Here is a 12,170-nt window from a genome sequence, read left to right on the forward strand (position 1 = left end):
ATGATCGGCAAGCTCAAAGGCACCATCGACGAAATCGGCGACGACCATGTGCTCGTCGACGTGCACGGCGTCTGCTACGCCGCCTATTGCTCCGGCCGTACGCTGTCGAGACTCGGCTCGCCGGGAGAAGCCTGCGTGCTCTTCATCGAGACCTATGTGCGCGAAGACCAGCTGAAGCTCTTCGGCTTCATGACCGCGCTGGAGCGCGAGTGGTTCAACCTGCTGCAAAGCGTCCAGGGTGTCGGCGCGAAGGTCGCGCTCGCCGTTCTCTCCATCCTGACGCCAAGCGAACTGGCCAATGCGATCGCACTGCAGGACAAAACGGCCGTCTCCCGCGCACAGGGGGTCGGCCCGAAGGTTGCGGTCCGTATCGTCACCGAATTGAAGAACAAGGCACCCGCCTTTGCCGGCGAGGCGATCAATATCGGCCTCAAGCAGGAACTCGGTGAAGGTGTTGCTTCGGCCCCGGTCTCCGATGCCGTCTCGGCGCTGACGAACCTCGGCTATTCACGTGATCAGGCCGCCAACGCCGTCGCTGCGGCCATGAAGACGGCAGGCGAAGGTGCTGACAGTGCCAAGCTGATCAGGTTGGGTCTCAAGGAGCTCGCGCGTTAAATCCGCCGCGATTTGATGCAAAAGCGGACTGCGTCATGTATGGGTTGAATCCCTATCAAACTGGAAGATTGCCAAGATGAGTGAACCCGCGCGCCTGATATCGCCGGAAAAGCGGGGCGAAGACCTGGATGTGACGCTACGCCCGCAGTCGCTGGACGAGTTCACCGGCCAGGCGGAGGCGCGTGCGAACCTGAAGGTCTTCATCGAGGCCGCCAAGAACCGCGGCGAGGCGCTGGACCATGTCCTCTTCGTAGGGCCGCCAGGCCTCGGCAAGACGACGCTCGCGCAAATCATGGCCAAGGAGCTCGGCGTCAACTTCCGCTCCACCTCGGGTCCGGTCATCGCCAAGGCAGGTGACCTTGCCGCGCTGCTGACGAATCTCGAAGAGCGCGACGTCCTCTTCATCGATGAAATCCACCGCCTGAATCCGGCCGTCGAGGAAATCCTCTATCCGGCGATGGAAGACTTCCAGCTGGATCTCATCATCGGCGAAGGCCCGGCCGCCCGCTCGGTGAAGATCGATCTCTCGAAATTCACCCTCGTCGCCGCGACCACGCGTCTAGGCCTATTGACCACGCCGCTCCGCGACCGCTTCGGCATTCCGGTGCGGCTGAGTTTCTATACGGTGGAAGAACTGGAACTGATCGTGCGCCGCGGCGCCCGTCTCATGAACCTGCCGATCGTCGACGACGGCGCCCGCGAAATTGCGCGGCGCGCCCGCGGCACGCCGCGCATCGCCGGCCGCCTGCTTCGCCGCGTGCGCGATTTCGCCGAAGTCGCCAAGGCCGAAGCCGTTACCCGCGAGATAGCCGACGAAGCGCTCACCCGCCTGCTTGTCGACAGTGTCGGCCTCGACCAGCTCGACAAGCGCTATCTCAACATGATCGCCGTCAATTTCGGCGGCGGCCCCGTCGGCATCGAGACGATCGCCGCGGGCCTTTCCGAACCGCGCGACGCGATCGAGGACATCATCGAGCCCTACATGATCCAGCAGGGCTTCATCCAGCGCACGCCGCGTGGCCGCGTGCTGACGGCAACCGCCTGGAAGCATCTCGGCCTGCAGCCACCGAAGGACCTGGAAGCCGCGCAGTTCCGGCTGTTTCAGGAAGAGGATTGAGTGATCACGCGAGGCGGATTTCTGAAGATTCTCGGCGGCAGTGTCGCGGGCGTCGTGGCGCTTGGTGGTTATGCCTTCGCCTATGAGCCTCTCGCGCGGCTGAACATCACCCGTTATGCACTGACGCCGCCAGGGTGGACGCCGGGCTTGAAACTCAGGGTCGTCGCGCTTGCCGATTTGCATGCCTGCGAACCGTGGATGTCCGCCAGCCGTATTGCCGCGATCTGCGCTACGGCGAATGCACTCAGCGGAGACGTGACGGTCATGCTCGGCGATTATGCCTCCGGCATGAACATGGTGACCCGTTACCTGCATTCGAGCGAGTGGTCGGAGGCACTCGCCACCTTGCGCGCTCCGCTCGGCGTTCACGCGATCATGGGCAATCACGACTGGTGGGAAGACAAGGACGCTCAGGAGAACGACGGCAGGGAACCGTTCGGACATCGCGCCTTGGCCGATGTCGGAATTCCGGTTTACAGCAACCGTGCCGTCCGGCTCGAAAAAGATGGCTATGGCTTCTGGTTGGCGGGCCTGGAAGACCAATTGGCGCTTTTGCCCGGCAAGAGGTGGGGCCGCACGCACATGCTCGGCCTGGACGATCTGGACGGCACGCTGGCTCAGGTTTCCGACGATGCGCCTATCATCCTGCTTGCCCATGAGCCTGATCTTTTTCCGCGGGTACCGCAGCGTGTATCGCTGACGCTTTCGGGTCATACACACGGCGGGCAGATCCGTCTTTTTGGCCGCTCGCCGGTCGTTCCCTCCCGTTTCGGCAATCGTTACGCTTATGGCCACGTTGTCGAGGAGGGACGAAATATTATTATCTCCGGCGGCCTTGGCTGTTCGATTGCGCCAATCCGCTTCGGCGTCCCGCCGGAGATTGTCGTGGTCGATCTTGGATAGACAGGGAATGTCCGAGCAACCCCTCATCCGAGACGCTGAAGCGCGAGATGATCGAGGAACTCGGCGTCGAGTTGAAAATTCAGCGTCTTCTCTGGAGCGTCGAGAACTTCTTTGTCTGCGGTAAACGCGCCTGGCACGAGCTGGGCATTTGTGACCTGATGGAAATCCCGCCCGAGTTCCCGTTCAAGTCCGGCGAGATCATCCACCGGATCGAGGATGGCGGCAATTAGCTCGAGTTCAAATGGGTGCCTGCGACACGCCGCCCTGTCCGCGCTGGATATTCCGCCTATTTCATCGCTGAAGAAATCGAGACCTTGCCAGCCTCGCTGCGCCATCCTGCCTGGCGCGATGGGAACCTAGCTGGCAACGATTAGGCCGACCGCAAAACATTGACGCCACGTAGATCGGCGCCTTAGCTACGCCCCATTCGCAATGAGGAGGATGCGCCATGCCAAGTTTCGATCCGTGCCGGGTGTTCCGCAAGCTTTCCTATAACAACGCGCTTGCGAACCATCGCCTACTGGCTGCCTGCGCGTCCCTGCATCCGGGGGAGTTCGAGGCGAAGCGCGTGAGCTTCTTTCCCTCGATCAAGTCGACGCTCAACCACATCATCACCGTTGACTGGTTCTATGTCGACGCGCTCAAGGGTGGCACGCTTGGTGCGAAAGCCTGGGAGGTCGAAGAGCCCTTCGATACGGTCGCCTCGCTTGCTGTCGAGCAGCGCAAGGTCGATCAGCGCCTCGTGGCGTTTTGCGAAGCCCTGAGCCCGGAAGGGCTTGCAGCGGTGATCGATCTCCAGCGCGCTGGCCGCCTCCAGAAAGAGCGGGTGGACGACGTGCTGAGCCACCTCTTCCAGCATCAGACGCATCATCGCGGCCAGGTGCATGCGATGCTCGCTGGAACCTGCGTAAAGCCGCCGCAGCTCGACGAGTTTATCGTCGATGACGACGCGAAGTTCCGCAGTGTTGAGATTGCCGCCCTCGGCTGGAGCGAAGAGACGCTGATGCGTTAATCGGCAACCTGCGCCTTCAGCCGGTCGACGATCGTCTTCGTCAGCAGATCGTAGTTCTCGTCGAAATGGTGATCGCCTGGCAGCTCGACGACGTCGGCGGCACTATTCTTCAATGCGGGGCAGGCAACCTCGTCGTCGTCGTCCTTGCCGTAGATGCATTGCACAAGCTTGGGGTCGATGGCTCTCAGATCATCGACCGGGTCGCCGGCAGCACCCTCCGTCTTCTGGCCGAGCCAGCCCATGACGGAAATCACATAGTCCACCTCGTGGGAAAGCGAGAGCAGCGACACCTGGGCGATCGCCGCTTTGTCCGCGGCTTTGAGCCTGTTGTAGGTGGCGGGCACGATATCGGCACCGAAAGAGTACCCGATCAGAAGAACGTGCTTCACTTTCCATTGCTTGCGATAGAATTCGATAATCTTCGCCAGGTCGTCGGCCGTCTCCTGGGGCTGGCGCTCTGACCAGAAATAGTGAAGTGAGTCGACACCGATGACGGGAATGCCCTCTTTCTGCAGCGCCGCACCGACTTCCTTGTCGATATCGCGCCAGCCGCCGTCGCCGGAATAGATGATGGCCATGGTGTTCATGGACGGCTTGGCCTCGAGCACGGCAAGCGGCAATCCGAGCGGATTGTCCGCGCTTCCAGAAGCGGCGATCAGGTCGTCCAGAGTGTCAGAAAGCGCCGTTTCGGCATCATCCCCGACATCGCGGATCTCAATTTCCGGATGATCCTTCTTCAGCGCCTCGGCATGCGCACGCCCATCTTTCGTTGCAGCGGACGTGAAGGCAGCAGTGATGGGGTTCGGAAGGCTGCCTTCGGCGAGGCCGTAGACCATCCGGTCACCCACCGTCTTTTTCGATGCCGGTGTGCAGAGCTGTTGGGTCAGCGGAATGCCGGCAACCGGATCTACGACCAGCGTTTGGCCGATCGTCGCATCCGGCGTCTGCGCAGCAATCGCCAGCGCCAATGCGCCGCCCTCGCTGATACCGGCGATGATCGGCAGATGATAGGCGCTGTTGCCGGCAGCCCGTTGCACCTGCTGGCTGAGCGACTCGATGTCGGAAACCAGATAGATGCAGCCGTCATTCTCGCTGACGTCATATTTGCGCAGGGCATCCATATAGGTCGGGAAGTCGACACCGATTACGACGGCTCCCTCCTGCACCAATCTGTCGGCCTCCGCCTTTTCCTTGTCGCCCCAGCCAGCGCCATCCGAAATCAGCATCACCGCGCCCTTGACATCGCCGTCCGGCAAAAAGATGTGGGGTGAAGGAATAAGCCCGGATTCAAAGCGTTGCGTGGTTTCCTCGGCAGCGACGGCCGGGGCCGTCAGCGCGAAAGCGCACACGGCCGAGAGGAGATATCTTCTGATCATTTCCTGACAACTCCCTTCAATCCGCCGCCGATGAGAAGCGTAGCGTCCATCAACGCGATCATCGGATTGCCCCCTCCTGAAACCGCAAGATAGCGCGGCTGCCAGTGCGGATGAAACTTTGATTTGAATGCCCGAAGGCCTTTGAAATTGTAAAAGCGCTCGCCGTGTTCGAAGACGGTGCTGCCGATCCGGTCCCAGACAGGTGCCGTCTCGCGCTTGGACATGCCGGAAAGCGGCGCCATGCCAAGGTTGAAGTGCGTATAGCCTTCGCCTCGCAGATATTCCATGATCCGCACGAAGAGGAAGTCCATCGATCCCTTGGGCGCCTCCGGCGAAAAGCGCATGAGGTCAATCGTAGCTTCCGACTTCGTTTCGGTGACGAGGATATTGGCAAAGGCAACGATCCTACCGTCCTTCTTCAAAACGCCGACAGGCTGGACGCTGACGTAATCCGCCTCGAAGGCGCCGAGCGAGAAGCCTTTCTCCTTGGCGTTGTGATGTTCGAGCCAGGCGTTGGAAACCGCAGAGAGCTCGTCGATGACACCCGTTACCTCTTCGGGCGGGATGACTTCGAATTCCAGCCCGTCGCGCTGCGCGCGCGCCGCCGTCTGCCGCAGGTTTGCCCATTTGCCACCCTTCATTTCGAAATCCGTCAGATCGGCAACGGCCAGTTCGCCGAGCTTGAACGCACGCAGGCCCGCATCTGCGCAGTGGGAGAGAAGTGCTGGAGAAATCTGATAGAACACGGCCCGGCAACCGGCAGCGCGCGCCGCCTCGACGAAGCGCCACACGAGTTCCGGCCTCGCGTGCTTTGCCCCGATGGGATCAAAGAGTGCGATCCAGGATCGCCCCTGCCGGCCATACATGATGAAGGCATCGCCCTCCTCGGAAAACATGATGCTCTTGTCGCCCATGCGCACGAGATTGGCATCGGCATCATTCTGCGTCCTGACGATCTCGACCGCGCGCCGGAGCGCCTCCTCCGTCGCAGGCTCCGGCTTGAACGCGGCGGGGCGCAGCAGGCTGAAGATCGCGATTGCCGACGAAATGATCGTGAGGCCGAGAACGGCACGCAGCCCGCGCGGCGCCTCGCCGGCGAATTCGAACTGCCACCAGAGCTCGTTGCTGTATTCCACATCGCGGTAGACGAAGAGCAGGATGACGACCGCGCCCACGCAGATCACTGCAATCGCCGTCATCCATGATGCCGTCAGCGTTTGGTTAAGCAGTGAGGCATGACGGGTGAAGAGCCGGCGGCTGACAAAGAGGCTGGAGATAAGGAAGGCAAGGAACACCGCTTCGACAAGCGCTACGGCCTTGAGCAGCGAAAGCGCTAGCGCAGCAACAGCAGCGATAACCGCCACCAGCCAGGCGCCATCGAGCCGCTGGCCAAGACCGCGCGCGGCAACGAGTAGCGCCAGACCCATCAGGCTGGAGAGGAAATGCGCTCCTTCAACGATCGGCAGCGGCAGATAGCTGGCGAGGAATTCCAGGTTCTGGTCGGGCGTCGGCGTGACGCTCGAAAAGATCAGCATGACGCCGAGCAGCAGCGTCAGCGCCGAAAGCAGCTGCGGCGTCAGCCGTGCGCCGATGCGCCGGATGCTAGAAGCCGCCGGATGATCGACGAAGCGCCGAAATTCGGTTGCCGACACTGCGAGCACGGCGATCAGAAGCGGCAGCACATGATAGATCAGCCGGTAAAGGACCAGCGAGCCGAGAACCGCGTCGATATTCACCGCGCTGCCGAGCGAAGCAATGATGACCGTCTCGAAAACACCGAGACCCGCCGGAACATGGCTCAGCACCCCGAGCCCGACAGCAATCGCATAGACGGCAAGGAACACCGGCCAAGCGATCGCCGTTTGCGGCAGCAGAACATAAAGAACCGTGGCTGAAGCCGCGATGTCGAAGGCGGTCACCAGGAACTGGCGCGACCATGTGCGCGAATCCGGCAGGCGGATTGCGATCGGACCGATGTGCATCGCCCGACCGTCGCGTCCAAGCACGAGAAGCGCGCCAAGAGCCGCGATGATCACGCCCGCGGCCAGCCGGAGCAGCAATGCGCTCGTTCCCACCAGAGGTGCGATTTCATTCGCGATGATCATCAGTGCGATCGATGCGACCCCTGCCAGGCCAAGCCCGAAGGACAGCGTGACGAACGCAATGACGCGGCCGATATCTTCCGGCGTCAGGCCGAGACGCGAATAGGCGCGATAGCGGATCGCCCCGCCGCTCAACGCGCCGAAGCCCGCCGTATTGCCGACCGCATAAGCGCTGAAAGCCGTCAGGGCTACATGCGGAAATGGCAGCCTCTTGCCGATGTAGTCGATGGCATTGAGATCGTAAACGATGAGCGCCAGGAAGCTCAATCCGGTAAAGAGAAGCGCAAGCAGGATGGCGCTGGGGCGCGTATTGGAGAGCGCTTCGACGACGTCCTCGTAGCGCACCTCATCGGTTAGCTGGACGACGGCATATCCGACGATGCAGAAAACAAGAAGCGTGGCGAGCGCCACCAGGTGGGGCCGATAGCGCCGCAGGAACCCGCGCGCACCCCGGCTCTCCGCGACTTCGATCTCTTCCAAGCTGCCGTCACTCGCCATCTCTACCTGCCGCTTTGCCGTCTGGCGGATCATTCCGGTAGACGAAGCATGCGCGGCATTCAAGCTCTGCGAGCTCATACCGGACGATACCCCACCGCCGTCATTTGCGTCTCACTCGGCTTGAATTGGGGCAGAATTAGCGCCGTCAAACGCAATGGAACATTGCATTTTCGTAAGGTTTGACAATCCAAGAACAAGATCAGCCAAGGCCTGCGTTCGTGCGGCACTGTCCGACACAAGCCTCGGAATTTTCAGCTCGCGGCCTCGCTCGCCGTATCCGGCTTTTGTGTCACATGGCGCGCCGCCGCCGCACGCGCCTCGGCCTCGCGCCCCTCGCCGGCGACCTGTACGGTAGGCACCGCGAATTCAATGCCGTTCTCCTTGAAGGCATTGCGGATCATCGCCAGTGCGTTGCGGCGGATGACGAATTGCTCGCCTGGCTTGGTCATCATCGACAGCCGGAGCTCAATCGCGAATTCGCCGAATTGCTCGACGCCCTTCATCTTCAGCGTCTCGATGATATGCGGCCCGAATTCGGGATTCTCGAGCAATTGCTGTCCGATCTGCTTGATTACCTTCTTCGCTTTCACGAGGTCAGTATCGTAGGTCACGTTGAGACTGATCTTGTCGATCGTCCAGTCGCGGTTGAGGTTCTTGACTGCGCCGAGCTCGCCGAAGGGCACGGTCGTCAGTGGTCCGCGGTGATGGCGGAGTTTCACTGAGCGCAGGCTGAAGGCCTCGACCACGCCCTTGTGGCTGCCGCTCTCGATATATTCGCCGACGCGGAAGGCATCGTCCCACAGATAGAACATGCCACTGATGACATCCTTGACGATCGCTTGCGCTCCAAAACCCACCGCAACGCCGACGACGCCGGCACCGGCGATCAAGGGCGCGATCTGGATGCTGAGACCGGCGAGCACCATCAAGACGGCGATAACGGCGATAACGACAGCAAGGATGTTACGAAAAATCGGCAGCAGCGTCTGCAACCGCGCGCGCCTCGCCTTTTCCTCATCCGTGGCGCCATCGGCAAGCGGGGCATCGGCAAGCTTGCTGTTGATAAAGGCCTTCACGAGATGCCAGAGCAGATCGGCTGCAAGCAGAATGACGACACCGCCGATGACGCCGCGAGCGATGCGATCCACCATCGTCTCCCCGGCGGCCATCGTATCGGCTCCGACGCCAATCATGCGCCCCAGCCAGACAGCTGCCAACGCGATGATGACCGCCCTGACGCCGCGGTCAAGCAACACTGCTGCCATGCTGCGCTTTGCAAGGAAACCCGCTTCAGCCTGATGCAGCGCACGGACAGAAATCGTGGCGATGGCGAGCACTTTCGGCAATATCAGCGCGTAGATGCCGAGCCAAAGCAACCCGGCGAAGCCGGTGACCCACAGCACCCAAAGCAACACGAAATAAAGCGTCAACGCCCAGGATGTCGTAGGACTGCGGCGTGCACCGTCTGCCGGTCGCGACCAAACAGCCTCGGTGGCAATCAGAAACAATCCGATACCAAGAACATAGGCAACGAAATAGCGCGATGCACTGGAAAAGCCGAGCGGCGCCAATACCTGGATGATGGCCCATCCGAAGGCGAAATAGATGACGAAAACCGCCGAGCGCCGGAACCAGAAAAGCGCTTCGGCGCGAGAGACCTCGCGTTCACCATCGGCCCTTGGAAGCGTCACCAAAGCAACCAGCAGCCGTCCAAGCGAAATAACAAAGCGTGCGGCCACCAGCGCAATCGTCACGGCGATCGCCATCGACTGACTGACCGGCGGCCAGTTCAACACAAGAAGCGCTATGAGAGTTGCAATCATGAAGACGATAGCAGGTACGAGGCGATAGAACAGATTGACCCCTGCCTGATAAAGCCCCGCCGGCTCCTCGGCATCCACGCGCCGAATGCGCGGGCGCGGCGCAACCGCACGGAAAAGCAATTCAGCCAGGGGACCTGCAAGGAAAAGAGCCAGCGTCTGAACCAGAATCCGGCCGACGCCTACGGGCTCCACCTCCCGGTCGACAATATCGGATGCGCTTGAGACCTCGTCCGGCAGGGCCATTGGGGCTTGCGACACCATCTCGACATGACGGCGTACGTGCCCGAGCAAATCCGAAAGCACGGACATCTGCTCTTCAGGCGCGGCGGCGGCTGGAGCAGATGGTGCCGCGTTCGTCTGCGCCGACATCCATTTCTGGACTTCGGGGGCCTGCATCAGTTCCATTATCTGGCGCACTTTGTCCGGCGGCGGCCCGGCCGGATCCGCAGCAGGTGCTGGCGTTTGCCCACTCGTCGCGCCGGAAAGGGCCGTCAAAATCGCCAAAGAGAGAAGAAACGCCCAAAGACCGCGCCCCACGAACCTTGAACCCGACATGATGCCGCCCCTTTGGTGTGATCCCGCATCAACCATATCGCGTGCACGGCCATAGGCAATGGCCCATGAAAAAGCCCGCAACCGGTGAACTTTATGGGGTCAGTTCACCGGGGATGCGGGCTTGTAACGCTTGAGGCTTGGGGCCTCAGGCTTTCGGCTTTTCCACATGGCCGCCGAAGCCGGCGCGCATGGCGGAAAGCACCTTGTTGGCGAACTCATCATTGTCGCGCGAGGAAAAACGGCCATAGAGCGCAGCGCTCAGCACCGGCGTCGGCACGCTTTCGTCGATAGCTGCCATGATCGTCCAGCGGCCTTCGCCGGAGTCTGAAACGCGGCCCGCAAATTTCATCAGCGCCGGATCGGCATGCAGCGCGTCCGAGGTCAAATCAAGCAGCCACGAGGTGATGACGCTGCCGCGCCGCCATACTTCGGCGACATCCTGCAGGTTGAAATCGTAGCGGTAGTGTTCCGGGTGGGAGAGAGGCGCGGTTTCGGCGTTCGATTCTTGCGCCGCCGCACCGATATTCGCGCGCTTGAGGATGTTCAGCCCCTCTGCATAAGCGGCCATCAGGCCGTATTCGATGCCGTTGTGAACCATCTTGACGAAATGGCCCGCGCCGTGAGCACCGCAATGCAGATAGCCCTGCTCCGCCGTGCTGTTCGGGTCAGGCTCGCGGTTTGCCGACGGCGGCGTGGTGCCGGCGCCAGGGGCCAGCGAGGCGAAGATCGGCGAAAGGCTCTGCACGATGCCCTTTTCGCCGCCGATCATCAGGCAATAGCCGCGCTCCAGACCGAAGACGCCGCCGCTGGTGCCCACATCGACATAGTGGATGCCCTTGGTGATCAGCTCGGCGCCGCGGCGGATATCGTCGTGATAATAAGAATTGCCGCCATCGATGATGATATCGTCGTCGTGCAGCAGCGGCACGAGCTGCGCAATCACCTTGTCGGTGATGGCCGCCGGCAGCATCAGCCAGACGGCGCGCGGGCGGGAAAGCTTCGAGACGAACTCCTCGAGAGAGGCGCTGCCGACCGCGCCTTTTGCGACGAGATCGGCGACGCTCTCCGGCTTCGTGTCATAGACGACGCATTCATGACCGTCGCGCATCAAGCGCTGGACCATATAATTGCCCATACGGCCCAAACCCACCATGCCAAGCTGCATCTGAAATCTCCTGGAATGTACTCAATACAATAAGTCCGGAAACTAGCACCCACAGCGCAGCAGGCAAGCGAAGTCTCATCACATTAAGGCGAAGGCGGCTCCCATGATGGCTGGTATTGTCATTTGAGCGCCTCGTAGTCTGGAGCCTCCGCAGGCTCGCCGCGCATCTCGCTGAGGAACATGCCCTCGCGAAGATTGATGCCGTATTCGACGAAGGCCTTCATGCAGCAGAGCATGTTGGCCCAGCCCTCGCAGTTGAGGTAGGTGCCGCGCCGGCCGGCCTCGTCTTCCTGCCAGCCATTCTCGGAGATCGTCACCATCGTTCCGCCGTCCTCCAGCGGATCGAATTTCATCTCGACCGTCGTTTTGTAGCGAACCTTGTACTCGTCCGTGCCACCATCCCAGCGCAGCAAGATCAGGCGCTCCGGAACGAGATCGACCACTTCGACCGGCGATTCCTTCCACCAGGTTACCGTCGTACCCTTGACGAGCGGTGCGCTCGCCCCGCCGATGGTCGTGAAATAGCTCGAGAGCTTCTTCGGATTGACCACCGCATCGAAAACTTCTGCGACCGGACGTCCGATCCGTCCGCCGACACGAATACTGAGGGACATTGCACTTCCTCCTCTTTTCGATTGTGATAAGCGCCATTATGTTATAAAAACATAACATGTCAAGCGAATCGGATAACGACCCTGTTTTCAAGGCACTGGCCCACTTTCGGCGCCGTGAAATTCTCGACATTCTGAAAGACGGTCCGCGCACCACCGGCATGCTCTGCGAAACCTTCGCAGACATGGATCGCTGCACAGTCATGCAGCATCTGAAGGTTCTCCAAGAAGCCGACCTCGTTGTCCCGAAGAAGGAGGGCCGCGAGCGCTGGAACCACCTCAACAGCCTGCCGATCAAGCATATCTACGACCGCTGGATCAGTACTTATGCGGGGCATGCGCTATCGATACTCGACAGACTGAAGGGCGATCTGGAGGGATAAACTCAAAACG

The 12,170-nt window shown here is 61.0% G+C and carries 10 protein-coding genes and 1 pseudogene; 6 read left to right on the forward strand and 5 right to left on the reverse strand.

The genetic code is table 11. From position 1 onward, the window contains the following. The 5 genes and pseudogenes from ruvA (at position 1) to QA644_RS15820 (ending at position 3,647) form a co-directional block, all read left to right on the forward strand. Complete coding sequence (ruvA, locus tag QA644_RS15800) at positions 1–615, forward strand: Holliday junction branch migration protein RuvA (protein ID WP_074069605.1); 615 nt, start codon at positions 1–3, stop codon at positions 613–615. Between the two features lie 76 nt (positions 616–691). Next, on the forward strand, positions 692–1,732 hold the full coding sequence (gene ruvB / locus QA644_RS15805) for a Holliday junction branch migration DNA helicase RuvB (RefSeq protein ID WP_074069606.1): 1,041 nt from the start codon (positions 692–694) through the stop codon (positions 1,730–1,732). Continuing rightward, positions 1,733–2,635 carry a metallophosphoesterase gene (locus tag QA644_RS15810; protein WP_283069460.1) on the forward strand — a complete coding sequence of 301 codons (903 nt, stop codon included), beginning with the start codon at positions 1,733–1,735 and terminating at the stop codon, positions 2,633–2,635. A gap of 23 nt (positions 2,636–2,658) precedes the next feature. Then, positions 2,659–3,009 (forward strand): annotated as a pseudogene (locus tag QA644_RS15815) (DNA mismatch repair protein MutT); the annotation flags it as partial. 74 nt (positions 3,010–3,083) lie between these two features. After that, a complete protein-coding gene (locus tag QA644_RS15820) occupies positions 3,084–3,647 on the forward strand; it encodes a DinB family protein (RefSeq protein ID WP_283069462.1) in 564 nt (187 codons plus the stop codon). Here QA644_RS15820 and QA644_RS15825 read toward each other — a convergent pair. The 5 genes from QA644_RS15825 to QA644_RS15845 form a co-directional block, all read right to left on the reverse strand. Beyond that, the gene (locus QA644_RS15825) at positions 3,644–5,023 is read right to left on the reverse strand and encodes an AcvB/VirJ family lysyl-phosphatidylglycerol hydrolase (RefSeq protein ID WP_283069464.1); all 1,380 of its coding nucleotides are present in this window, start codon (positions 5,021–5,023) and stop codon (positions 3,644–3,646) included. The genes QA644_RS15820 and QA644_RS15825 overlap by 4 nt on opposite strands. After that, positions 5,020–7,623, reverse strand: a complete 2,604-nt coding sequence (gene mprF / locus QA644_RS15830) for a bifunctional lysylphosphatidylglycerol flippase/synthetase MprF (protein ID WP_283072402.1) — start codon at positions 7,621–7,623, stop codon at positions 5,020–5,022. The genes QA644_RS15825 and mprF overlap by 4 nt, the downstream gene beginning before the upstream one ends. Before the next feature lie 251 nt (positions 7,624–7,874). Next, positions 7,875–10,001, reverse strand: coding sequence for a mechanosensitive ion channel family protein (locus QA644_RS15835; RefSeq protein ID WP_283069465.1), 2,127 nt, complete (start codon positions 9,999–10,001; stop codon positions 7,875–7,877). 145 nt (positions 10,002–10,146) lie between these two features. Next, positions 10,147–11,166, reverse strand: a complete 1,020-nt coding sequence (gnd, locus tag QA644_RS15840; protein ID WP_283069466.1) for a phosphogluconate dehydrogenase (NAD(+)-dependent, decarboxylating) — start codon at positions 11,164–11,166, stop codon at positions 10,147–10,149. A gap of 119 nt (positions 11,167–11,285) precedes the next feature. Next, positions 11,286–11,780, reverse strand: a complete 495-nt coding sequence (locus tag QA644_RS15845; protein WP_283069467.1) for an SRPBCC domain-containing protein — start codon at positions 11,778–11,780, stop codon at positions 11,286–11,288. 56 nt (positions 11,781–11,836) lie between these two features. On the opposite strand from QA644_RS15845, the gene QA644_RS15850 reads away from it, so the two are divergent. Continuing rightward, positions 11,837–12,160, forward strand: coding sequence for a helix-turn-helix domain-containing protein (locus QA644_RS15850; RefSeq protein ID WP_283069468.1), 324 nt, complete (start codon positions 11,837–11,839; stop codon positions 12,158–12,160). Positions 12,161–12,170 lie beyond the last annotated feature (10 nt).

Origin of the sequence: Rhizobium sp. CC1099 (genome assembly GCF_029714385.1) — a bacterium.
Classification (GTDB): Bacteria; Pseudomonadota; Alphaproteobacteria; order Rhizobiales; family Rhizobiaceae; genus Rhizobium.